Source organism: Streptomyces sp. NPDC104226 (assembly GCF_055584085.1).
The window spans coordinates 210,932-233,816 of sequence record NZ_JBVJMS010000002.1; the positions used below are offsets into that span (position 1 = coordinate 210,932).

Genomic DNA, 22,885 nt, shown 5'->3' on the forward strand with positions numbered 1-22,885 from the left:
TTTGTGTGGGGGGCCGTGGGCGGTTCAGCCCTTGACGGCGCCCGAGGTCAGGCCGCGCATGAACTGGCGCTGCATGGCGATGAAGGCGATGACGCTGGGCAGGAGGGCGAGGAGGGCGGCGGCCAGCAGCACGCCGATGCCGACCTCCTCGTCGGCCCGCAGGGTGCGCAGGGCGAGCGGCAGGGTGAACTGCCGCGCGTCGGTGGCGACCAGCAGCGGCAGCATGTACTGGTCCCAGATCATGGTGAATCCGAAGATGCCGATGACTCCGAGCGCGGGTCTGCACAGGGGCAGGATCACCGACCAGAAGACCCGCAGGTCGCCGGCTCCGTCGAGGCGGGCCGCCTCTTCCAGCTCCACCGGGATCTCCTTCATGAACTCCGCGGTGACCAGGATGGAGAAGGCCCAGGCGCCGACCGGGATGATCATTCCCCAGAGGCTGCCGGTGAGCGACAGGTCGGAGAGGACCAGGGACAGCGGGATCGCGAGGATCTCCTCGGGCAGCATCATGGTGCTGAGGATGAGCAGGAGCACGAGCCGCAGTCCCGGGAAGCGCTTGCGGGCGAGCGCGTAGGCCGCCGAGATGCTGACCCCGATCTGGAGCAGCAGCCCGCCGCCGACCACCAGGAAGGAGTTCAGCAGGTAGAGCAGTACGTCGCGGTCGATGGCGGCCCGGAAGTTCTCCAAGGTCGGCCTGGTCGGCAGCAGGGTCAGCGCGGTCGGGTCGGTGCTCCGGTTGAAGGCGCTGGCCAGCAGGGCCAGCAGCGGCCCCGCGAAGACCGTCACCAGCAGTACGTACAGCAGCAGCTTGCCGAGGGCGGCGAGCGGACCGCGCCGCTCTTCCAGTCCCAGGGCGGTGTCGAGACGGCTCACCGCGCCACCTCCTTTCCGCGGGCACCGGAGAGGCGTACGGCCAGGGTCAGCGCGACGGAGGCCGCGAGCAGCACCATCGACCCGGCGGCCGCGACGCCCAGCTCGCCCCGCTCCAGGCCGAGCTTGTAGATCAGGGTCATCAGCACCTCCGTGGAGCCGTTGGGCCCGCCGTTGGTGAGCAGGAAGATCTCGGTGAAGACCCGTAGCGAGCGGATCGCGGCGAGGGTGAAGAGGATGACGAACGCCGGGCGCAGGGCGGGCAGCGTGACGTGCCAGACCCGGCGGCGTACTCCGGCGCCGTCGGCGGCCGCGGCTTCGTAGAGGGACCGGTCGACGCCGGCCAGCGCGGCCAGGAAGATCATCATGTCGTAGGGGGCGCCGCGCCACACGCCCACCGCCATCACCGACCACAGGGCGCTGTCGGGGCTGCCCAGGAACTGCGAGGGCCCGGCGCCCAGCCAGCCCAGCAGGGTGTTGACGGCGCCGTCGGCGGCCGGGTGGTACAGGATCCGCCAGACCTCCGCGACCACCGCCATGGCGGTCACCGTCGGCAGGAAGACGGCGGTGCGGACGATCCACAGCCTTCGGGCGGTGCCCTCCAGCAACAGGGCGAGGACCAGCCCGAGCACGACCGAGCCGCCGGTCTGGCCGACGGCCAGGACGAGCGTGTGCCCGATGGCGTCGAGGAAGGCCTCGTCGGTGACCACCTGCCCGTAGTTGGCCGCGCCCACCCAGCGGTCGCCGAGGTAGGGCCGCACCTCGTGGAAGCTCATCTCGATCGCCCGCCACATCGGCAGGAACTTGAAGAGCGCGAAGAGGAGCAGGGCCGGGGCGAGGAACAGCCAGGGGGTCAGCCACCCCCGCCGGGGGCGGGTCGGCCGGGTCGGCCGGGTCAGGACCCCGCCCCCTGCTTCTTCAGCTCCTCGGCGAACGAGGCGGCGAGCTTGCCCAGCACGGCTCCGGGGTCGGAGCCGCAGTCGGCGACCATGCCGTTGAGCGCTTCCGCGGAGGCCTGGCGGAACGGGGTCCACTCCTTGACCACGGGCGAGTAGCGGCCGGACTCGCGGTAGACCCGGTCGAAGACCTGCCAGCGGGTGTCCTGGCGGACGGCGGACAGCTGGACGGACTTGTTGACGGGCAGCCGGACCACGTTGCCGGCGGTGTCCCCCGCCATGCCGGCGCTCTGTCCTTCGGCGCCGATGAGGAACTCGGCGTACTTCAGCTGGCCCTTGGGGTTCTTCGAACCGGCCATCAGGTAGGTGTTCTCGCCTTCGGCGAGTACGGCGCTCTTGCCTCCGGGGCCGGGTGGCAGGGGCAGGACCTCGTACGCGTCCTTGCCCAGGGCCTTGTCGAAGCGGGCCATGTTGTAGGGGCCGGTGAGATAGATCCCGCCCTTGCCGGCCTCGAACAGCGGGTGCGCCTGGGTGGTCTCGGCGGTGACCGCGCCCGGCACCACGCTCTTGTCGGCGCAGAACTGGTCCTTGAGGTGGCGTGCGGCCAGGACGGCCTCGGGGCTGTCGATCGCGGGCTTCAGGCTCTTGCCCTCCCCGGTGAAGTACTCGCCGCCCGCCGACCAGAGGAAGCTGGAGAAGTACCAGTCCATGTAGCCGCGCTTGGTGGTGCCGGGGATGACGTAGCCGTAGGTGTCGGCCTTGCCGTTGCCGTCGGGGTCCCCGGTGGTGAAGGCCGTGGCGAGGGCGTCGAGCTGGTCCCAGTCCGCGGGCGGTGCGATGCCCAGCTTCTCGCGCCAGTCCTTGCGCACGAAGAGGGCGAAGGTCTGCGCGGAGAAGGGCACGCCGTAGTACTTCCCGTCGGCGGCCCGGGCGGCTTCCCAGGAGCTGGGGATCAGCTGGTCGGCGCCCGCCACCTCGGACTGCCTGACCTCGCGGACCAGGCCTTGTTTGACGAGGGTGCCGAGCTGGGCGGTGTCGTTGACGATCAGGTCCGGCAGGTCCTTCTGGGCGGCGGCCTGCTGGAGCTTGGTCTCGAAGTCGTCGAACAGGGCGGTGACCTTGGCCTCGACTCCGGTGGCCTTGGTGAAGGCGGCGGCGAGGTCCTGGTGGGTCTTCTCGGTGGGCGAGCCGGGGGGCTTGCGGACCCAGATCTCCAGGGGGGCCTTGTCGTCCCCTCCGGCGCTGTCGGACCCGTCGTCCGCACCGCAGCCGGCGAGGGTCCCGAGGGCGAGTACGGCGGCCAGAGAGGCGGCCAGGACGGTGGGTGCTGTTCTGCGATCCGTGCGATTCATGAGAGGTGGACCCTCGTCTAGATATGTGGACAGGATCTGAGAATGTGGCTGCTCTGCAAGGGAAAGTAAGCGTCCGCTACCATGCCGGTCAACAGCCGTGCGGAACTTGGAGGATGTACATGCCCGAAGCCACGCCGGACGTCGCGACGGTCAAGTCCGCCGAGCGAACCGTGCGCATCCTGGAGGCACTTGCCTCCTCCCCGGAGAAGCTCACGGTGTCCGAGCTCCAGGACCGCCTCGGGTACCCGCGCAGCAGCCTGCACGCCCTCGTGCGGACCCTGCGCGAGCTCAAGTGGGTGGAGGCGGACGACAGCGGTTCCGCCTTCGGCGTCGGCCCGCACGCCCTGCTGTCCGGCACCGCCTACCTCGACCGGGACCCCGCCCTGCCGTACGCGCACGCGGTCATGGAGGACCTCCGCGAGGAGACGGGCTACACCGTCCACTTCGCCCGCCGGGACGACGCGTACGTCCTCTACCTCGCCAGCCGCGAGGCACGCGACAACGTCCGCGCCATCTCCCGGGTCGGTCGCCGGCTGCCCGCCCATCTGACCGCGCTGGGACAGGCGTTGCTCGCCGACCTCACCACCGGGGAGGTGGATTCGGTCCTGCCGGAGCACCTGGAGGCCTTCACCCCGAACACGGTCACCGACCGCGCCGAGCTGTACGCCGAGCTGGCCCGGGTACGGGACCGGGGCTGGGCCCTGGAACGGGAGCAGGGCACCACGGGGGTGGCCTGCCTGTCCGCGCCGGTGCACTACCGGATCCCCGCCACGGACGCCATCAGCTGCTCCATGCCGGTGGCGGCCGCGACCGAGCTGGAGACCGCACGCGTCGCGAGGGCGGTCGTGGCGCATGCCACGGCCCTCGCGAACACGCTGCGCCGTCACGGCATCAGATGATCCGTCACCTTCACGGGACGACGGGGACGTTGGTCAGGCCGGCCGTCGCTCCCGTGACGGTGTTGGAGGAATGGACGACGTTGGGCCGGGCGGAACACTTCGACACCGAGGTGACCTTGACGGCGTAGGCGCCGACGCCGCCGAGGTCCGACGTGTTGTTCCGCCACACCGTGCCGCAGCCGTTGGGGAAGGCCGGCGTGGTGGAGGGGTTGTGCGTCTCGTAGCCGTTGGCGAAGGTGCCCGGCGGGGCGAAGGTTCCCCTGTTGCCCTCGATCACGTAGTCGACGCCCTTGACGTCGACCCAGGAGTCGGCGGAGTTCTGCCCCGTGATCCCCCGGCCGTCGAAGGTGTTGCCCCGGATGGTCCCGGCGAAGGTCCCCTCCTTGATGTCGATGGCCTCGGCGGCCACGTAGGGGCCGATCCGGTTGTTCTCCACGAGCACCCGGTCGGAGCGGTCCACCCCGCCGGAGTTGCCGTGGCAGCCCCAGTTGGAGCCCGCCGAGCCGAGGTAGACGCCCTCGCCGTAGCCGGGCTGGACCAGACCGGTGTACTCGACGACGGAGTTGCGGATCACACCGTCGGCAGAAGACCGCCTGAAGTGCACCCCTTCCTCGTCGACGTGGTGGACGTACAGCCCGTCGGCCTTGACGTGGTGGGAGTTGTCGATCACCACGCCCTTCTTGGACTCCTTCACCGTGAAGCCGGTGAGGTTCCAGTACGGCGCCCCGTACAGCCACAGCCCGTAGCCGGAGTCCCAGCCCGTCGTGGGCACGGGGCAGGACGGGGCCTCGCCCGAGGGACCGTCGTTGACGAGGACGGCGGTACGCGGCCCGGTCAGGGTGATCGGCGCGGCCGCGGTACCGGCCCGCTCGGTGACGAAGGACCCCCGGTACTCGCCGGCCGCCATCCGGATGGTCTGGCCGGGTGCCGCCGCGGCCAGCGCGCTGCGGAGTTCGGCGGAGGTGCCGACGTCGACCACGGGGCCGGGCGGGAGGGTCGGCGTGGGGGTGGGTGTGGGAGTCGGTGTCGGTGTCGGTGTGGGGCTCGACGTCGGTGTGGGAGTCGGAGTCGGCGTGGGAGTCGGGGTTCCCGGGCCGCCAGCGCACGGCGCACCGTTGATCTTGCAGTTGAGCGGCAGTCCGAGGCCGGCGGCGTTGAAGCCGAAGCCCTTCGAGCCGCCCGGCGGGACTTCCCCGTTCCAGTTGACGTTGGTGAAGGTGAAGTGCTGGCCGCTCTGGGTCTTGTTCGCCGACCAGTGGCTGCTGACCGTGGTCCCCGCTGGCAGGTCGAACTCGACCTGCCAGCCGCCGGCGGCGGCGTCTCCGCCGTTCGTCACGGCCACGTCGGCTCCGTAGCCCGAGTCCCAGACGCTGGTCTGCGCGATGCGGGCGGTGAGGCTGGGTGCGGCGGCCTGTGCGGGCAGGGTCAGGGTCCCCGCCGCCACCAGACCGGCGACGGTCGCCACGACGGCTCCCGGTATCGCTCTGCGCATGTGTGCGGCTCGCTTCCTACTGGCGGACGACGGTGAGTTGGTCGGGGAGGCCGAGCCCGGTCGCGTTGAAGCCGAAGCCCTTCTCCTGGCCTGCGGCGACGGCTCCGTTCCAGGCCACGTTGGTGAAGCCGAACCGCTGGCCGTTCTGCGTCTTGTTCGCCGACCAGTGGCTGGACACGCCGGTGCCGGAGGGCAGGGTGAACTCGACCTTCCAGCCCGAGACCGCGGTGGTGCAGTCGTTCTTCACGAACACGTCCATCCCGTAGCCGCTGCTCCAGGCACTGGTCCGGACGGTCCGTACGCTCAGGCAGCCCGCCGGCGGAATGGTTGGCGAGGAGGTCGGCGTGGGGGTGGAGGTGGGCGTAGGTGTGGGTGTCGGCGTGGGGGTCGGCGTCGGCGTAGGTGTGGGAGTCGGTGTTGGTGTCTGGCCGCCCGTCAGGGACTTCAGGAAGAGCGAGGCCCCGGCGTCCGTCCTGGTGGCGTCCACGCCGTGGCCGCCCGTGTAGTCCAGCCGTTCGCGGCCCGCCCAGTCGGGGATCGCCGTACCGCCCTGGTCGAGATGCTTCCAGGCCGTGCCGCTCCAGCCGAACTGGTAGACCCGGCCGGTGTCGGAGTAGTAGGGGGTGTAACCGGCGCCCGCGGCGGCCTGCTTGCTCATGGTGTTGTTGAAGAAGACGTTGCGCGGCCCGCTGGAGCCGGACCACTTCACCGCCTTCTTGCCCGCGCCCCACCAGATCGGGTACCAGGTGGAGGCGTCGGGGCCGCCGCCGCCCTCCTCCCCGCAGTTCGCACGGCAGTTGCCGGAGCGGTGGTCGAAGGGCACGGTCACCGTGTTGTTCTCGAAGAGGTTGTTGCGCTCCCAGCCGCCGTGCAGGTTCAGGTCCGAGTCGAAGTCGTTTCCGATGACCACGTTCCCGGAAGCCGACCACTGGAAGGTGAAGTGGCGCAGGTTGCGGGAGGTGTTGCCCGCGTAGAGGGAGTCCCAGACGCGCGAGCCACGGAAGTACCCGTTGCCGCCCTTGCCCTTGTTCCACGACCCGTCGAGCCGGCTGTCGACGATCTGCAGGTGGTACGCCTCCTCGGTGACGATCGGGTGCGAGCCGGTCATCTCCGTCCTGATGCCACGGACCCAGGAGTCGGCGGCCCATTTGAAGACGATGCCGTGCATCTCCTCGGCCGGCGCCATGTTGCCGTAGTTGAACTTCGCGTCCGCCGCGTCGAGTCCGGGGATCTGCTGGGTGAGCGCGAAGTCCTCGAACCCGACACCGAGGACCGGGTCGACGAGCGGCGCGGCCTTGGAGTCGTAGACCGCACCGGCGATCGGCGCCGAGCCGTCCGAGGTGGAGCTGACGGGGACGTCGAACTCCAGCGGCTTGTCCAGGGTCAGCGTGCGGTTGGCGGTGTCGACGGCCGCGATGGTGAAGATCTGCTGGCGCATGTGCATGTTCAGGAGCGTGCCGTCGGCGGGCTGGACGTCCTGCTGGGCGTAGAACTTCAGCGTGTTTGCGGCCCGGATGTTGACCAGTCCGCCCGGCTGGAAGGCGCCGAGCGCCCCGGAGGAGGCCAGGTGCACGACCTTGTCCCCGGCACGGGCGGCGAAGCCGGTGTCGCCCGCCTTGTCTCGGAGCTTGAGCCCTGCCTTCCAGTGGACGTTGACGGTGCCCTCGAAGAGGTCCTTGCGGTTGGCGGGGGCCGCCGCGTACTCGGATGCGTAGGCGGAGTGCACGCCGCGCGACTGGACGCGGAACAGTCCGCGGCCCGGCCAGATCCAGCCGCCCTTGGCCGAGCCGGCGGTCATGCCGTCCTCGTCCCAGTCCGAGCCGTCCGGAGTGAGCGCGTCGTAGCGGGTGTTGGCGTCGGGCCGGAACACGAACCGGGTGCCGCCGACGCCGCTGCCCGCCCCCCGCAGGGTGAGGTAGTCGGCGTCGACCGCTATCTGCCGGCTCACGTCGAGGACGCCGGCGGGGAAGGTGATCAGCGACAGCTTGCTGTGGCCGGCGCCGGGCGAGCAGGTGGTGCGGATCTGGTCGATCGCCGCCTGGAGTCCGGCCGAATCGTCGGCTCCGTCGTTCGGTGTGACTCCGAAGCCGGCCAGTTCCGTGGGGGTGATCTGGCAGGCCGCGTCGGGGTTCGTCTGGGCGGGGCCGGGTAGGTCGGCGCCGCCCCGGTACCCGGCCTTCGACCAGTCGTAGAGGCCGTTGACCGGCGTGCGCCGGTTGTTCTGGGACAGGTCGAGGCCGCTGGTCACAGCGGCGGAGGCGGTCGCGGCAGCGGCGTGCGCGCCGCCGTCCAGGGAGCCCAGGACGGCGCCGGAGGCCATGAGCAGGGCCGTGGCGCCGCCGCATGCGGCGGCGGTTCTCCATCGTGCGGACAACGTTCCTCCTGCGGTGGTGGGGGGAGTTGGGGAGGCAGCCGCGGTACATCGTGCTGGCAGACGTCCACTCGGTCAATGGCCGTCTCAGGATCAATTCCGAGTCCACATATGTGGATTGATGGCAGGAGTCTTGTAGCGGGTCACGGGGGCTGGTACTAATTCCATGCCGTTAGGAAACTTTCCTTACGATCGCAGGATCGTCAACGCCCTGGAAGGATCCCGAGGCGGGCAGTCTGCCCGTCACCCCGACCCACGCTCCCCCGCACCGCGGCCACACCGCCCCGGAGACGCCGAGAGGCCGGCCCGGCCCAAACCCCGCCGGCCGGCGAACGCCTCAGCCGGCCTCGCGCAACGCACCTGCCCGGAGGCCGAGTTCGCGCTCGGCCGTGGTGAACACCAGCGTGTCGAGGGCCGGATGGGTGAACGGCGGTTCGTCGTTCGCGTAGGAGCCGAGCCCGTCGATCGCGACGAGGATGACCACACAGGCCCCCAGGGCATCGCCGGTGGCGAACTCGCCGCCGCGCACGCCGTCCTCGATCACCGCGGTCAGCGCATCGCGCATGACCGCCTCCTGGCCGGCAACGGCACGCTGCAGGTTCGGCCGGTAGCGGGCGAGGTGGCGGGCGTTGAGCCAGAGCCGGCCGAGGTCGGTGAATTCCTCCCCGCCGAGACGGTGCAGGAGGCGGCTCAGCCTCCGCGTCGGCGGGAGCGCGGCCTCCTCCTCCGGCAGCAGGGCATCGCGTTCGCGGGTGACCGCCCGGACGAACGCCTCGCACAGCAGATCGTCGACGGTCGGGAAGTAGTGGCTGATCAGACCGGGCCGCACCCCGAGCTCGTCGGCCACGAGCTGCATGGTCACGCGTTCCAGTCCCCGCTCCAGCGCGAGGCGGGCGGCGGTCCGGAGGATCTCCGTCCGCCTCTCCTCCGCGGTCTTGCGCGTCCGGGCGGGGCGGGGGGTTGACGTCATGCGGAACAGCCTATTGGATGGCGCACCAACAGCTTATTGGTGACGACACCAATAAGCTGGGTCGCCTGCGGCCCCTACCCTCCCGGACGCCTCGGTGCGAGGGCAGTGCCGTCTCCTCGCCTCCTCGAAGGGCCACTCATGCAGCGTTCCCCACAAGGCACCGACACGTCCGCACCTGCACCCGCACCCGCTCCCGGCCGCGACCGGGCCGGCTCGGTCGAGAGCCGGGGCATCGACGTCGTACCCGCCGCGGAGCGCCACGGCGCGCCACGCGAACTGTTCTCCCTCTGGGCCGCCCCGAACGTGAGCTACCTCAGCTTCGTGGTGGGCGGAACCCTGGTCCTGATGGGGATGTCGCTGGCCGAGGCGATGGCCGTCATCGTCGCCGGGAACGCCTTCTGGCTCCTGACCGGCTTCATCGCCGTCAGCGGCCCCGCCGCGGGCACCTCCGGTTCCGTGATCTCCCGCGCCATGTACGGGGTCGTGGGCAACAAGGTCGTGGTGGCCCTCACCGGCTGGCTGATCGCCTCGCTCTACCTCGCGCTGAACTGGTCGGCGGCCTCCACCGCCGGTCTCGGCCTGGCGGCCCGGCTCGGCCTGCCGCGGTCCGCGGCCCTGGACGCCGCGGTGGTCTGCCTGATCGCCGGCATCACCATCCTCATCGCCATATTCGGGCACGCGACGATCGTCCGGCTGTACGGCGTGCTCACGGTCCTGCTCACGCTGGTGTTCCTCGCCCTGAGCGCGATGGTCCTGGCGCACGCGGACTGGTCGTACGCGCCGGCCGAACCGCTCACCGGGATGCGGCACCTCGTCGTCCTGGCCTCCGGACTCACCATCGTCGCGTCCGCGCCGCTGTCGTACGCCAACAGCCCCGACCTCGCCCGCTACCTCCCGCAGCACACCAGCGGCCGGGCCATCACCCTGTGGACGGCGGCCGGCGCCTTCCTGCCGAGCGTGGCCTTCACGGCGGTCGGGGCCCTCGCCGCCACCGCGCTCGACATGAGCGATCCGCAGACCGCGCTGGAGAGCATCATGCCGCCGTGGTTCGTGCCCGCCTTCGTCGCCGCCGTGGTGGTGAACACCGTCGCGAACAACGGGATCACCGCCTACAGCTCCGGCCTCTCGATGCAGTCGATCGGCGTACGCCTGCCCCGCACGATCGCCGTGCTGGTCATCGGGGTCATGGGCACCGTCATGACCCTGTTCGCCCTGCTGGTCTTCGATTTCCTCGCCGCCGTCAACACGATGATGGAGCTGGTCGTGGTGATCACCGGTCCCTGCATGGCCGTCTACGCCACCGACATCGTCCTGCGGCGCAACCGCTACGACGGACACCAGCTCCACGACGAGAGCCGCACCAGCCCCTTCTGGTACCGCGGCGGCGTCAACTGGCCCGGCGTGCTCGCCACCCTGACCGGCATCGGCGCGGCGACGCTCTGCGCCGGCTCCACGTCCTGGTCCGGGCCCGTCTCCTCGGCGATGGGCGGCCTCAACCTCGCCGTGCCCGTCGGCGTCCTCGGCTCGGCGGTCCTGTACGGGGCCCTGACGCGCGCCTTCGGCACCCTCCCTCCCACGACCGTCCAGCACTGAAGGACCGACCATGAACGCCGACCTCATCGTGCGCGCCGCACGGGTCGAGAACTTCGACCCCGCACCCGACCGGAGCACCGCCACCGTGGTGGCCGTCCAGGACGGCAGGATCGTCGCCGTCGGCGGCGAGGACCTCCTGGGCGAGTGGGCGGGCGCCGCCACCCGGGTGCTCGACTTCCCCGGAGCCACCCTGGTCCCGGGCCTGACCGATTCCCACGCCCACCCGGTGTGGGGATCGATCGAGGTCGGCACCGGCCTGGACCTCGGCGGAGCGCGCACCCTCGACGAGGTCTCCGCACGGATCGCCGGCCGTCTCGCGGAGCAGGACGGCGGCCCCGGCTGGGTGACCGGCTTCGACCTCGACGTCAACGTCTTCGACGGGGAGCCCACCGGGCAGCCGCTGGAGGACCTCTTTCCGGGGGTGCCGATCTCGCTCATGACCCGCGACGCGCACTCCCTGGTGGTCAGCCCGGCCGTGATCGACCGGGTCGGCCTGACCGGTACGGAGACCTTCGACGACGCCTCGCGGATCGTCGTCGGCCCGGACGGCCGGCCCACCGGCTTCGTCCTCGAGCTCCAGGCCATGGACCTCGTGTTCGCCCACTACCCCGCCGTGCCGCCGGCCGATGCCGTCCGGCACGTCACCGAGCGGCTGCGCACGTTCGCCGCGACCGGGCTCACGGGGCTGCACGCCCTGGACTTCGCCTCGCCCTCCGAGGAGGTCTACCGCGCGATCGAGCGGGCGGGAGACCTGCCCGTGCGCGTGCGCTGCTCACCTCTCGTACCGGCCGACTCCACGCGGGAGGACTGGGAGGCCGTGGTCGCCCAGCAGCGGCTCGCCGGCCGCCGCTGGCACGTCTCGGGCGCCAAGTTCATGCTGGACGGCACCGCCGACAACGGCTCCGCCTGGTTCGAGCACCCCGACGTCTTCGGACAGAACCGCCTGCCGCTGTGGAAGGACGTGCAGGGCTACCGCGAGGCCGTCCGCTTCTTCACCGAGCACGACGTTCCCACCGCCACGCACGCCATCGGCGACCAGGCGGTCCGCACCGCCCTCGACGTGATCGAGGAGACCGGCCACGCCGCGTCCGCCCCCCACCGGATCGAGCACATCGAGTCGATCCCCGACGACCTCCTCCCCCGCTTCGCGGCCCTCGGCGTCGTCGCGGGTCTCCAGCCCGTCCACGCGACCCGGATGACCAGGGCGGACCGGAGCGACAACTGGTCCCACCGGATCGGCCCGGAGCGTGCCGCCCACGGCTGGCGCACCCGTGACCTGCTCGACCACGGTGCCGTCGTCGCCCTCGGATCCGACTGGCCCATCGGGATCGGCGACCCCCGGACCGCGCTCGCCGACGCCCAGCTGCGACGCCCCGTGGACGAGCCGGCGACCGCCCCGGTCCAGCCCGGCCAGCGGATCAGCGCCCGGGAGGCCTACGCCGGGATGACCCGCTCCCCCGCCATCGCCGCGGGCTCCTCCGACCGGCTCGGCCGGATCGCCCCGGGCTACCTGGCCGACCTCACGGTGTTCGCCCGCAACCCCCTCGACCTGGGCCCCAAGCAACAGGCCGACAACCCCGTCCTCGCCACCGTCGTCGACGGTTCCGTCCTCCACCACACCCCCCAGGAGTGCGCCTCGTGACCACTGCCCCGTACCCCCGCCCCGCACAACGCCTCCACGTGACCGCCGACGCCGCCGACCCGCGGGCCCGCGGCCGGTCCCGGGGCCGGCAGCTCGCCGACGGCCTGCACGGCGCGCTCGACGCCTACGACCGCCTCTTCGCGCTCGCCGGCATCCGGCCCGCCACGGTCCGCTCCGACGCGCAGCTCGCGCTCGACGCCGTCGACTCCTTCCGGCCGGCGCTGCGCGAACAGATCGAAGGCATCGCCGACGCGGCCCGCGTCGAGCCCTGGCAGATCGCCGCCCTCAACGCCCGCACCGAGATCCTCGCCCGCAGCCGCACCGTCCCGCCCGGCGAGTGCTCGACCGTCGTACGGCGCCTGCCGGGTCCCGGCGGCGCCACCGCCCCGGTCGGCGTGCAGACCTGGGACTGGCACGTCGAGCTCAGCTCCTCCTGGCACACGGTCGCCAGTACCGGCGCGACGTACCGGTACACCGGCATCACCGAGCACGGCATCCTCGCCAAGATCGGCGTCAACAGCGCCGGACTCGCCCTGCACTTCAACATCCTCGGACACCGGGACGACCGCGCCGGCGGCGTACCGGTGCACGTCCTCGCCGCCGCCGTCCTCGAAGAGGCGAGCAGCACCGAGCACGCCCGGGAGATCCTGCGCGACGCCCCGCTCACCTCGTCCGGATCCTTCGCCCTCTTCGACCGGGACGACGTCCTGCTCCTCGACCTCAGCCCGGTGGGCGTCTTCGAGGTTCCCGAAGCGGCCCCCGGAACGCACCTGCGCACCAACCACTTCCTCACCGCCGTCCCGGCCGCGCACGAGAAGAACTCCCTCTACCAGCCCGATTCCGGTGAGCGCTACGCGTTCCTCCGCGACCGCATCGAGCGGGCCCCCGTGGAGCGGGCCGAGGACCTGGTCGAGCGGCTGATCACCGGTCCGGGGGAACCCCCGCTGACCTGCATCCCCGACATGAACGCCCCGTCGGGGCACCGTTGGGCAAGTCTGGCCACCGTCGTACTCGACCCCGCCACCCGCACGGCACGGGTACTCGACGGCACTCCCGCCGAACACGCGAGCCGCCCTTGGCTCACCCTGCGGGCCTGACGGCCGGGTGCCCGTGCCCATCCGCCGGGGGCTCATGGTGGGCACGTGCACATGGCCCGGGTGCGCGGCCGTCCTCGAAGCTGAACGTCCACGAGCGGAGCACCCGCGACCGCCGGGCGGCGGGGTGCGGACGGCTCCGACTTCCACGACGGCCTGCCGTGCGCACCCGCGCCCGCGGGAAGGACTCCCATGCTCACTCCCCCCGAAGCGGTCCACGCGATCGCGACGCGCAAGGCGATGCGCCGGCTGCTGCCGCTGCTCGGGCTCGCGTACTTCATGTCGTACGTGGACCGGACGAACGTGGCGCTGGCCAAGAGCCAGCTGGAGGCCGACCTCGGCATCGGCGCCGCCGCGTACGGGCTCGGCGCGGGTGTCTTCTTCGTCAGCTACGCGCTCCTGGAGATCCCGAGCAACCTGCTGCTCTACCGGATCGGGGCCCGCGCCTGGATAGCGCGGATCGCGGTCACCTGGGGCCTGGTCTCGGCCGCGATGATGTTCGTGCAGGGAGAGACCTCCTTCTACGTGCTGCGGTTCGCCCTCGGCGCCGCCGAGGCCGGGCTGTACCCGGCCCTCATGTACACGGTCACCCTCTGGTTCTCCCAGCGGCACCGCGTCACCGTCGTCGGCCTCGTGTACACCGCACCGGCCGCCGCGACGATCCTGGGCGCCCCGGCCGGTGGAGGCCTCATGACCCTCGACGGGGTGGCCGGGATCCACGGATGGCAGTGGATGTTCCTGGTCGAGGGCCTGGTCACGGTCGGCGTCGGAGTCCTGGTCTGGTGCGCCCTCCCCAGCCGCCCGCAGGACGCCCGCTGGCTCACGGCGCAGGAGGCCGACGCCCTGTCGGAGGGCGCCGCCGGGAACGGCGAACCCTCGCCGCACCGGCTGCGCGGAAACCTCGGGCGTGCCTTCGGGCGCCCGGTGGTGCTGCTGCTCGCCGGCACGTACTTCCTGAACCAGATCGTCGGGTCCGCCATCGGGTTCAACCTGCCGTCCATCGTGGGAGGGCTGGGCGTCAAGGGTCCCTTCGCGATCGGGCTGGTCACCGGCAGCATGGGCGTGGCGATCCTCGCCGGTGTCCTGTTCTTTCCCTGGCTGCACGGCCGTACCGGCAAGGACACCGGACTGATCGTGCTGTGCGCCGTCGGCGCCACCGCCGTCATGGGCGCCTACCTGCTGACCGACTCGGTGGTGGCCCGCTACGCGCTGCTCTTCGCCGGGAACTTCTTCCTGACCGGCACCCTGCCCCTGTTCTGGTCCGTGGCGATGTCGCGGATGTCCGGTCTGATGGCCGCCGCGGGCTTGGCCTTCATCAACACCGTGGGCCTGCTCGGCGGCTTCTTCGGGCCGATGCTGTTCGGCCTGATCGAGGGCCGCACCGGGAGCGACCGCGCCCCGTTCTTCTTCGTGGTCGCCGCGGGCCTGGCGGGGATCGCCCTGGCCGGCCTCCTCAAGCGGACCGTCGCCCGTGAGAACGGGGACGGGGAGCGGGCCCAGGCCGCCCGGGTGCCCGTGATCGCCGCCGACTGACAAAGCGGCCGCTTATCCTTCGGGCATGAACGAGGAGCTGGCGCTGCGCCGCGAGCTGTCACAGACGCTGGTCGCCGACATCGACCGGCTCATCGACAGCCTGGTGGCCGACATCTGCGCCCACAGTCCGCGGTACGCCAGCGGCAGCCCGGTCACGCGCGAGGACCTGCGGCTCGCCCTGCGCGGCAACATGGAGCTGGCGCTGCTCGAGTTCGCCGGGATGCCCGCAGCCGAGCGCGGCTTCGAAGCCGCGGCCGCCGAGAACGGCCGACTGCGCGCCGAGCAGGGCATGCCGCTGGCCACGGTCCTGCAGGCGTACCGGCGCGGCGGGCGGGTCCTGTGGCAGGCGATGGCCGACTGGATGCGCGACCGCTCGCCCGACCAGCAGCACCTCGTGGGAGACATGGCCGGCGCCGTGTGGGAGACCATCGACCGGTTCTCCTCGGCGGTCGCGGACGCCTACCGGCTGCGCACCCTCGAACTCCAGCACCGCGAGTCCTCCCGGCGCGGAGCCCTCTTCGAGGCCCTCCTGGACGGCCGGGGCAGCGATCCGGCCGTGGCCGGCGCAGCGGCCGCCGCCCTCGGCGTGCCGAGGCAGGGCCGGTACGTCGCGGTCGTCATCGCCCAGGACGCCCAGGACCCGGCTTCCCCGCCCGACCCCGGACCCGCGCTCGAAGCCCTCGGCACCTGGTCGTTCTGGCGGCCCCGCGCCGAGACCGTCGCAGGGCTGGTCCGGGTCAAGGGCCAGGCCGGCGACCCCGGTCTGCTCGCCGGCGTCCTGCGCGGCCAGGCCGTCTGCCGTGCCGGGATATCGCCGCCCTTCGAGGAACTGGCGGCCGCCGCGCAGGGGTTCCGGCTCGCCCGGCGCGCCCTGGACACCCTCCCTCCCGGGAGCGGCGAAGTAGCCTCCCTCGACGAGCGCCTGGTGCACGCGGCCCTCGGCGCGGAGCCCGAGATCGCCGACCGACTGGCGGTCCGCTACCTCGCTGCGGTGCTGCGCAGCGGCCCCGAGCGGCCGGTGCTGCTGGAGACCCTGCGGGTGTGGCTCGACTCGGGTTGCTCGGCATCCAGTGCCGCGACCCGGCTGTTCTGCCACCGCAACACGATCCTCAACCGCATCAGCCGGGTCGCCGAGCTGACGTGCTGGCCGGCCGACTCCGGTGAGGCCCGGCTGGGTTGGGCGCTCGCCCTGCGCGCCCTCGAACTGGAGCACTGAGGGGCGGACCCGTGCCGCTGCCCACCGCGGGCACGGCGACCTTGGGCCCTTGCACATGGCTCAGCGACCGCGGGGTGCCGGAAGCTGAGGCCGTCGGACACCCCCGTCCGTACGTGCAAGGGAGCAGCCGTGCAGTTGAGCGTCGCCACCATCCTCAAGGAATCCGCCGTCCGCCATCCCGACCGGACCGCGGTCGTCGACGGCGGGGTCCGCGTCTCCTACCGCGCCCTGTGGCTCGACGTCCTGCGCTTCGCGGCCCGCTTGCGCGACCACGGCGTCGGCCCCGGGGACCGGGTCGCCCTGCTCCTGCCCAACACCGCCGACTTCCCGCGCGCCTACTACGCCGTCCTCGCGGCGGGCGGCACGGTCGTCCCGGTGCACGGCCTGCTCGTCGCCGACGAGGTGGCCTACGTACTGCGGCACAGCGGATGCCGCACGGTGGTCACCGCCCCCGGTCCCCTCGCGGCCGTCGCCGAGGCCGCGGCGGCCGGCGCCGGCGCCGACGTCCTGCGCGTGAGCACCGACGGCGAACCGCTGGAGCGGGCCGTACCCCGCGCGGCCCAGGACACCGCCGTGATCCTCTACACCAGCGGGACCACCGGCAGGCCCAAGGGCGCTCTCCTCACGCACGCCAACCTGGTGCTGAACGCGTCCGTCTGCGCCCAGGACCTGTTCGCGCTGACCCCCGAGGACGTGGTCCTCGGCTGTCTGCCGCTCTTCCACAGCTTCGGCCAGTCCTGCGCCATGAACGCCGCCCTGCGCGCCGGCTCCGCCCTCGTGCTGTGCGAGCGCTTCGCCGGCCCCGACGCGCTCGTCCTCATGATCCGCGAACGGGTCAGCGTCTTCATGGGTGTTCCGACGATGTACCACGCCCTGACCGAGGCGGTCGAGCGCGGAGCCGCGCCTCCCCGCAGCCTCCGGATGGCCGTGTCCGGCGGGGCCGCCCTGCCCGCGGCGCTGCTCGAACGCTTCGAGGCCGCCCTCGGCACGGTCGTGCTGGAGGGCTACGGACTGACCGAGACCTCGCCCGCCGCACTGTTCAACCACCCCGCGACCGGTCGCCGGCCCGGCACCGTCGGACACCCCGTCTGGGGGGTCGAGGCCGCCGTCGCCGACCCGGACACCGAGGACCGGATCGTGCTGTTCCCCACCGGGAAGGTGGGCGAGGTCGTACTGCGCGGCCACAACGTCTTCGCCGGGTACCTCGACGACCCGGAGGCGACCGCGGCCGCCGTCGTCGACGGCTGGTTCCGCACCGGGGACATCGGTGTGCACGACGCCGACGGATTCCTGACCATCGTCGACCGCAAGAAGGACCTCATCATCCGCGGCGGCTTCAACGTCTACCCCCGCGAGGTCGAGGAGACCTTGGCCCGCCACCCCTCCGTGGCCCAGGTCAGCGTCCTCGGCCTGCCGGACGAGACGAGGGGCGAGGAGATCTGCGCCGCCGTCGTCCTGCGCCCGGGCGCCGCCGACACCCCGCAGGAGATCGTCGACTGGGCGCGCGAACACCTGGGCAAGCACAAGTACCCGCGCGTGGTGCGCCTGTTCGACGAGCTGCCGCTCGGCCCGAGCGGCAAGGTCCTCAAGCGCGAGCTGAAGGCGGCCTGCGCATGAGCGTCGTCGAGACGGGGTGCGGTCCGGTCCGCGGCAGGGTCGAGGACGGCATCGCCGTCTTCCGCGGGATCCCGTACGCCGCCGCGCCCGTGGGCCCGCTGCGGTTCGCGCCGCCGGCGCCCGTACCGGCCTGGGAGGGTGTCCTGGAGGCCACCGCCTTCGGTCCGACCGCGCCCAAGAACCCGTACGCCCCGCCCCTGGACGCGCTCCTGCCCGACCCGGAGGTCCCCGGCGACGCCTGCCTGAACCTCAACGTCTGGACGGCCGCGCCCGATGACGGCGCCCGCCCCGTGATGGTGTGGATCCACGGCGGCGCCCTGCGCAACGGCAGTTCGGCCGTGCCCGGCTACGACGGGCGGGCCTTCGCCCGCGACGGGGTCGTGCTCGTCTCGGTCAACTACCGGCTCGGCATCGAGGGGTTCGGCGTCTTCCCGGACGCCCCGGCCAACCTCGGTCTCCGGGACCAGATCGCGGCGCTCGCCTGGGTCCGCGACAACATCCGCTCCTTCGGCGGCGACCCCGGCAACGTCACCGTCTTCGGCGAGTCCGCGGGCGCCGTCAGCATCGCCGCCCTCCTCGCGAGCCCGCACGCCGAGGGCCTCTTCCGGCGGGCGGTCCTGCAGAGCGGGGCGCCCTCGGCCGTCGACCCGGCCCGGGCCGCCCGCACCACGAGCGCCATCGCCGAACGCCTCGGCGTCCCGGGCACGGCCGCCGCCTTCGCCCGAGTCGGCCGTGACCGGCTGCTGGCCGCACAGCGCTCCGCCACCGCGGGCGGCACGCCGCTGACCGGCGGCCCCGGCTTCCACCTCGTCGTCGACGGCGACGTCCTGCCCGTGGACCCCGCCACCGCTCTCGCCGCGGGCGCCTGCGACGGCATCGACGTCCTGATGGGCGGCAACACCGACGAGTACCGGCTCTGGTTCGTGCCCGGCGGCCTCGTCGAGCGCATCGGCACCGCGACCCTGTGGGCCGCGGTCCTCAAGGACCGGGCGCCCTGGAGGGCACCGGGCGTGTACCGCGCGTCGAGGCCCGAGGCCCCGCCGGGCGAGATCCTCGGCGCCATGGTCACCGACAAACTGCTGCGCGTCCCCCTCAACCGCCTCGCGGACGCGCGCAGCGGCCGGCCCGGCCGGACCTGGGTCTACGAGTTCGCCTGGCCCTCGCCGCTCCACGATCTGCGCGCCTGCCACGCGCTGGAGATCGGCTTCGTCTTCGACACCCTCGACACCCCGGACAGCCTGCTCCTCGCGGGGCCGGCGGCGCCGCGCCACCTGGCCCGGTCCATGCACGGCGCATGGGTCGCCTTCGCGCACGGCGACGGTCCCGGCTGGACGGAGTGGAACGCCGAGCGGCCCGTCATGACCTACGGGGCCGAGGGCGCCCGGGTCGTCCTCGCACCCCGCGAGCGGGAGCGGCTCCTCTGGAGGTGAGGGCGGCGGGGACGCCCCGCCGTAGTCCGGCACGTGCCCGGCAACCGCCCGGCGCCACCCTCAGCGCACTCCCCCACGCACCGACCCACCAGCCTCCGTACCGCCACGAAGGGACTCTCCTGATGAAGACGCCACTGCGCGCGCTGCTGGTCACCACCCTGCTCTGCGGATCCGTCCTCGCCGCCCCGACCGCCACCGCGGCGGCAGGGGACCGCCTCCAGTACGTGGCCCTGGGCGACTCCTACGCCGCCGCCCCGCTGGTCCGCCCGGCCGACCCCGCCGACCCGAAGTGCGTGCGTTCGCTCGCCGACTACCCGCACGTGGCCGCCGCGGCGCTCGGCGCCGCCCTGACCGATGTGACCTGCTCGGGCGCGACGGCGGCCGACTTCCACTCGCCCCAGTTCCCCGGCACGGCGCCCCAGTACGACGCCCTCTCCGCCGACACCGACCTCGTCAGCATCACCGTCGGCGCGAACGACAACGCCCTCTCCGGCCTCACCGTCGGCTGTGTCAACCTGCTGCCCCGGCCCTTCGGCAGGAGCTGCGCCGCAGACAACACCGAAGGCGGCGCCGACCGGTACGGCACCGCCATCGACGCCTGGGCACCGACCTTCGACGCGGTCCTCGACACCGTCCGCCGGCGTGCGCCGCACGCGCGGATCTTCGTCGTCGGCTACGGCTCGTACTTCCGCGCCGGGGGCTGCTTCCCGTTCCAGCCCTACTGGGGCCAGGACGCCGACTACGTCCAGGCGAAGGTCGACCAGCTGGGCGCGGTGCTGCGCGCCGCGGCCGCCCGGCACGGCGCCCAGTTCGTCGACACCGGGGCCCTGGGCGCCGGCCACGACGCCTGCGCCCCCGCGGCCGACCGCTACATCGAGGGCGCCGTCTCCACCCGCGACGCCTTCCCGCTGCACCCGAACGCCCAGGGCTCCCGCGCCTTCGGCCTGGCTCTGGCCGACGCCGCGCGCTGACGGCCCGTACCGGCGGACCTCGGACGGCAGACCTCGGACAGTGGACCTCGGCAGTGGACCTCAGACGGCGGACGAGGCGAACTTCTCGCTGAGGATCCGTTCGGGGGCCACCCCGTGGTCCGCCGCAAGGCGTTCGACCGCGTCGATGAGCCCGGGAGATCCGCAGACGTAGAGGTCCGGGTCGGCCCCGCCCCGTGCCCGGAGCTCCGCGAGGTCCGAGGCGAGCGCCTCGATCATGCGGCCCTGCCGGTAGCCGGGGCGGTCGACCGGTTCCTTCACGGAGAACACCGTCCCGAGCTGCGGCAGCTCGTCCCGCAGCGCCTGCACGGCGTCCGCGCCGCACAGCCAGGCGGCGGTGTCGGCCCCGCTGTAGAACCGCAGCGGATGGCTCTCGCCGAACTCGGCCATCCTGCGGGCCATCGACAGGAGCGGCGCCACACCGGTGCCGCCGGCCACGAACCAGCGGGCCCGGAGTCCCGTCTCCACCAGGCCGAACGCACCCTGCGGGCCCAGGACGGCCAGGCGGTCGCCGAGCGCGGCCCCTTCCCGCAGCCAGTTCGAGAAGTACCCGTCGGGGCGGAGCCTGATGTAGAACTCCAGCTCGCCGTCCCAGTTCGGGGCGTTGGCGTACGAGTAGGCCCGGGACTCCGTGTCCTCGCCGGGGATGCGCAGCTGGGCGAACTGGCCGGGTTCGAACTCGGCGCCGCTGCCGAGCCCGGGGTCCTCGTCCAGCTGGAGCACCAGGCGCACCAGGTTCCCGGGGAGCGGTTCGAGGACGGTGACGGTGGCGGTGCGCTCCGCGATGCGGCCGGTCAGGACCCGGGAGCGTTCGTAGGGGAGGCTGATCGACAGCGGTTCCAGGGGGTACGTGCAGCACAGCAGTGCACCGCCCGCGCGGGCCCGTTCGGCGCTGAGGGCCTCGGGGTTGTGGGCGCCGTGGTCGTACGTGCCGTCGGTGACCGTGGCGATGCACGCGCCGCAGGTGCCCTTGCGGCACAGGGAGGGCAGGAGGTATCCGGCGTCGGCGGCGGCGTCCAGGACGGACTGGCCCGGGTCGCAGGGTGCCTCGATGGACTCGCCGTCGAGGGTGGTCATGCGCAGGGTGACCGGTTCCGTGCGGGCGGCGGCACGGGCCGTGTCGGGGGCGGCGGTCATCGGGCGGTTCCCAGTGCCTCTGCGAGGTCGTGTTCGACGCTCTGGCTGGCGCGCAGTCCGAAGCGCTCGCACAGGAGCTGCCAGACCGGTTCGGTGACGAAGGCGGGCACGGTCGGGCCGGTGCGGACGTTGCGCAGGCCCAGGTAGAGGATGGTGGTGAGGACGGCGAGGGCCTTCTGCTCGAACCAGGCCAGCACGATGGTCAGGGGAAGGTCGTTGACGTCGGTGTCGAGTGCGGTGGCGAGGGTCTGGGCCACCCGGATGGCGGCGTAGGTGTCGTTGCACTGGCCGACGTCGAGGAGCCGGGGCAGGCCGCCCGGAGTGGCGCCGTGGGTGAGCTTGTTGAAGCGGTACTTGTTGCAGCCCAGGGTGAGGATCACCGACTCGTCGGGGGTGGCCCTGGCGAGTTCCGTGTAGTAGTCGCGGCCGGGGGCGGCGCCGTCGCAGCCGCCGATGAGGAACATGTGGCGGATGTCGCCGGAGTGCACGGCGTCGATGATGTTCTGGGAGATCGACAGCAGCGCCTTGCGGCCGTAGCCGATGGTGATGATCTCCTCGGGTGCGGTCTCGGGGAACCCGGGGGTGGCCTTGGCGGCACGGACGACGCCGCGGAAGTCGTAGTCGTCGACGTGCCGGACGCCGGGCCAGCCCACGGGGCCGGTGGTGAAGGTGCGGGTCTTGTAGGCCGGCAGGGGTTCGATCAGGCAGTTGGAGGTCATGACGATCGGACCGGGGAAGGCCGTGAAGTCCTGCTGCTGGTCCTGCCAGGCGCCGCCGTAGTTCCCCGCGAGGTGCGGGTACTTGCCCAGCTCCGGGTAGGCGTGGGCCGGGAGCATCTCGCCGTGGGTGTAGACCTGGATGCCGGTGCCCTCGGTCTGCTTGAGCAGTTCCACGAGTTCGTCGAAACCGTGGCCGCTGATCAGGACGGCCTTGCCGGCCACCGGGGATATGCGGACCTTGGTGGGCGCGGGCGAGCCGAAGGTCTCGGTGTTGGCGCTGTCCAGCAGGGCCATGACCTCCAGGTTCACGCGTCCGACCTCCAGTGCGCGCGCCAGCAGGTCCTCCGCGTCGGCGGGTTCGCCCGCCAGGTAGTCCAGGGTCTCTTCCATCCCGGCGTCGATCTCGGCGCTGCGGTAGCCGATGACCCGGGCGTGGTGGATGTACGCGCAGACACCCTTGAGCGCGTACAGGACGAAGGCGCGCAGTCCGACCACGGCCTCGCCGACCTCTTCCTGCCCGACCCGGATGCCGGCCAGGTCCGCCTGCGCGAGGAGCCCCTCCACGTCACCGGCCGGCTCGAAGGCGGCGGGGCCCTCCGGGATCCAGGGTTCCTGTCCGGCGGCCCGCGCCGCGGATTCGTAGGCGGAGCGGACCCGGGTGCGGACCTCGGACGCCTCGTGGATCAGCTTCACGAACCGGGTGGCGTTGAAGTTGACGTTGGTCAGGGTGGAGAAGAGCCCGTAGGCCACGAAGGCGGAGGCCTGCGGATCGGTCGCGCCGAGCGCCCGGCCGCGCACGGCGTACTGGGAGATGCCCTTGCACAGGTGGATGAGCAGGTCCTGCAGTGCGGCGGTGATCTCGTCCTTGCCGCAGCTGCCCTTGGTGTGGCACCCGGGGGTCGGTCCGGTCCGGTCGGTCTGCTCGCACTGGTAACAGAACACGTTCGTCCTTCTGGTCTGGCCGGGCCGCATCGTCGCCCGGCCGACCCGGGCGGTGCGGCTTCCGGCACCTTCGAACACGACCGTAGGGACGGATCGGCGCAATGTCCTTGACCGAGGTCAAAC

General features: G+C 72.3%; 17 protein-coding genes. 9 read left to right on the plus strand and 8 right to left on the minus strand.

The genetic code is table 11. From position 1 onward, the window contains the following. Positions 1 to 24: 24 nt before the first annotated feature. The 3 genes from ACZ60J_RS06340 to ACZ60J_RS06350 form a co-directional block, all read right to left on the minus strand. On the minus strand, positions 25 to 873 hold the full coding sequence (locus ACZ60J_RS06340) for a carbohydrate ABC transporter permease (RefSeq protein WP_469679282.1): 849 nt from the start codon (positions 871 to 873) through the stop codon (positions 25 to 27). After that, on the minus strand, positions 870 to 1,664 hold the full coding sequence (locus tag ACZ60J_RS06345) for a carbohydrate ABC transporter permease (protein WP_469679283.1): 795 nt from the start codon (positions 1,662 to 1,664) through the stop codon (positions 870 to 872). The genes ACZ60J_RS06340 and ACZ60J_RS06345 overlap by 4 nt, the downstream gene beginning before the upstream one ends. 101 nt (positions 1,665 to 1,765) lie before the next feature. Beyond that, entirely contained in the window at positions 1,766 to 3,118 is a 1,353-nt protein-coding gene (locus tag ACZ60J_RS06350) for a sugar ABC transporter substrate-binding protein (RefSeq protein ID WP_469679284.1), read from the minus strand. A 119-nt stretch (positions 3,119 to 3,237) separates the two neighbouring features. On the opposite strand from ACZ60J_RS06350, the gene ACZ60J_RS06355 reads away from it, so the two are divergent. Beyond that, complete coding sequence (locus ACZ60J_RS06355) at positions 3,238 to 4,017, plus strand: IclR family transcriptional regulator (protein WP_469679285.1); 780 nt, start codon at positions 3,238 to 3,240, stop codon at positions 4,015 to 4,017. 10 nt (positions 4,018 to 4,027) lie between these two features. On the opposite strand, the gene ACZ60J_RS06360 is transcribed toward ACZ60J_RS06355, so the two are convergent. The 3 genes from ACZ60J_RS06360 to ACZ60J_RS06370 all read right to left on the minus strand — a co-directional run bounded on the left by ACZ60J_RS06360 (position 4,028) and on the right by ACZ60J_RS06370 (position 8,850). Next, on the minus strand, positions 4,028 to 5,509 hold the full coding sequence (locus ACZ60J_RS06360) for a cellulose binding domain-containing protein (RefSeq protein WP_469679286.1): 1,482 nt from the start codon (positions 5,507 to 5,509) through the stop codon (positions 4,028 to 4,030). 16 nt (positions 5,510 to 5,525) lie between these two features. Further along, positions 5,526 to 7,883 carry a cellulose binding domain-containing protein gene (locus ACZ60J_RS06365; RefSeq protein ID WP_469679287.1) on the minus strand — a complete coding sequence of 786 codons (2,358 nt, stop codon included), beginning with the start codon at positions 7,881 to 7,883 and terminating at the stop codon, positions 5,526 to 5,528. A gap of 334 nt (positions 7,884 to 8,217) precedes the next feature. Next, positions 8,218 to 8,850 (minus strand): TetR/AcrR family transcriptional regulator, encoded by a 633-nt coding sequence (locus ACZ60J_RS06370; RefSeq protein WP_469679288.1) that lies wholly within the window; start codon positions 8,848 to 8,850, stop codon positions 8,218 to 8,220. A gap of 138 nt (positions 8,851 to 8,988) precedes the next feature. Here ACZ60J_RS06370 and ACZ60J_RS06375 point away from each other — a divergent pair, with 138 nt between their 5' ends. The 8 genes from ACZ60J_RS06375 to ACZ60J_RS06410 all read left to right on the plus strand — a co-directional run bounded on the left by ACZ60J_RS06375 (position 8,989) and on the right by ACZ60J_RS06410 (position 19,946). Continuing rightward, positions 8,989 to 10,443, plus strand: coding sequence for a purine-cytosine permease family protein (locus tag ACZ60J_RS06375; protein WP_469679289.1), 1,455 nt, complete (start codon positions 8,989 to 8,991; stop codon positions 10,441 to 10,443). A 10-nt stretch (positions 10,444 to 10,453) separates the two neighbouring features. Beyond that, positions 10,454 to 12,085, plus strand: a complete 1,632-nt coding sequence (locus ACZ60J_RS06380) for an amidohydrolase (protein WP_469679290.1) — start codon at positions 10,454 to 10,456, stop codon at positions 12,083 to 12,085. Further along, positions 12,082 to 13,182 (plus strand): C45 family autoproteolytic acyltransferase/hydolase, encoded by a 1,101-nt coding sequence (locus tag ACZ60J_RS06385; RefSeq protein WP_469679291.1) that lies wholly within the window; start codon positions 12,082 to 12,084, stop codon positions 13,180 to 13,182. Before ACZ60J_RS06380 ends, ACZ60J_RS06385 begins: the two co-directional genes overlap by 4 nt. A gap of 189 nt (positions 13,183 to 13,371) precedes the next feature. After that, positions 13,372 to 14,712, plus strand: a complete 1,341-nt coding sequence (locus tag ACZ60J_RS06390) for an MFS transporter (protein WP_469679292.1) — start codon at positions 13,372 to 13,374, stop codon at positions 14,710 to 14,712. Positions 14,713 to 14,737: 25 nt separating this feature from the next. Next, a complete protein-coding gene (locus ACZ60J_RS06395) occupies positions 14,738 to 15,928 on the plus strand; it encodes a PucR family transcriptional regulator (RefSeq protein WP_469679293.1) in 1,191 nt (396 codons plus the stop codon). Positions 15,929 to 16,057: 129 nt separating this feature from the next. Next, positions 16,058 to 17,545: a long-chain-fatty-acid--CoA ligase gene (locus ACZ60J_RS06400; protein WP_469679294.1), complete on the plus strand. Its 1,488-nt coding sequence runs from the start codon at positions 16,058 to 16,060 to the stop codon at positions 17,543 to 17,545. Next, positions 17,542 to 18,975, plus strand: coding sequence for a carboxylesterase/lipase family protein (locus tag ACZ60J_RS06405; protein WP_469679295.1), 1,434 nt, complete (start codon positions 17,542 to 17,544; stop codon positions 18,973 to 18,975). The genes ACZ60J_RS06400 and ACZ60J_RS06405 overlap by 4 nt, the downstream gene beginning before the upstream one ends. Before the next feature lie 122 nt (positions 18,976 to 19,097). Beyond that, on the plus strand, positions 19,098 to 19,946 hold the full coding sequence (locus tag ACZ60J_RS06410) for an SGNH/GDSL hydrolase family protein (RefSeq protein ID WP_469679296.1): 849 nt from the start codon (positions 19,098 to 19,100) through the stop codon (positions 19,944 to 19,946). A 60-nt stretch (positions 19,947 to 20,006) separates the two neighbouring features. Here ACZ60J_RS06410 and ACZ60J_RS06415 read toward each other — a convergent pair whose 3' ends face one another. Further along, positions 20,007 to 21,101 (minus strand): 2Fe-2S iron-sulfur cluster-binding protein, encoded by a 1,095-nt coding sequence (locus tag ACZ60J_RS06415; RefSeq protein ID WP_469679297.1) that lies wholly within the window; start codon positions 21,099 to 21,101, stop codon positions 20,007 to 20,009. Next, a complete protein-coding gene (gene hcp / locus ACZ60J_RS06420) occupies positions 21,098 to 22,762 on the minus strand; it encodes a hydroxylamine reductase (RefSeq protein WP_469679298.1) in 1,665 nt (554 codons plus the stop codon). The genes ACZ60J_RS06415 and hcp overlap by 4 nt, the downstream gene beginning before the upstream one ends. Positions 22,763 to 22,885 lie beyond the last annotated feature (123 nt).

Bases quoted from the DNA above. Each gene is read 5' to 3' on its own strand.
- ACZ60J_RS06415 (WP_469679297.1), bottom strand. From the start codon at position 21,101: ATGACCGCCGCCCCCGACACGGCCCGTGCCGCCGCCCGCACGGAACCG.
- ACZ60J_RS06370 (WP_469679288.1), bottom strand. From the start codon at position 8,850: ATGACGTCAACCCCCCGCCCCGCCCGGACGCGCAAGACCGCGGAGGAG.
- ACZ60J_RS06375 (WP_469679289.1), top strand. From the start codon at position 8,989: ATGCAGCGTTCCCCACAAGGCACCGACACGTCCGCACCTGCACCCGCA.
- ACZ60J_RS06380 (WP_469679290.1), top strand. From the start codon at position 10,454: ATGAACGCCGACCTCATCGTGCGCGCCGCACGGGTCGAGAACTTCGAC.
- ACZ60J_RS06395 (WP_469679293.1), top strand. From the start codon at position 14,738: ATGAACGAGGAGCTGGCGCTGCGCCGCGAGCTGTCACAGACGCTGGTC.
- ACZ60J_RS06390 (WP_469679292.1), top strand. From the start codon at position 13,372: ATGCTCACTCCCCCCGAAGCGGTCCACGCGATCGCGACGCGCAAGGCG.
- ACZ60J_RS06345 (WP_469679283.1), bottom strand. From the start codon at position 1,664: ATGTGGCGGGCGATCGAGATGAGCTTCCACGAGGTGCGGCCCTACCTC.
- ACZ60J_RS06360 (WP_469679286.1), bottom strand. From the start codon at position 5,509: ATGCGCAGAGCGATACCGGGAGCCGTCGTGGCGACCGTCGCCGGTCTG.
- ACZ60J_RS06405 (WP_469679295.1), top strand. From the start codon at position 17,542: ATGAGCGTCGTCGAGACGGGGTGCGGTCCGGTCCGCGGCAGGGTCGAG.
- ACZ60J_RS06350 (WP_469679284.1), bottom strand. From the start codon at position 3,118: ATGAATCGCACGGATCGCAGAACAGCACCCACCGTCCTGGCCGCCTCT.
- ACZ60J_RS06355 (WP_469679285.1), top strand. From the start codon at position 3,238: ATGCCCGAAGCCACGCCGGACGTCGCGACGGTCAAGTCCGCCGAGCGA.
- ACZ60J_RS06410 (WP_469679296.1), top strand. From the start codon at position 19,098: ATGAAGACGCCACTGCGCGCGCTGCTGGTCACCACCCTGCTCTGCGGA.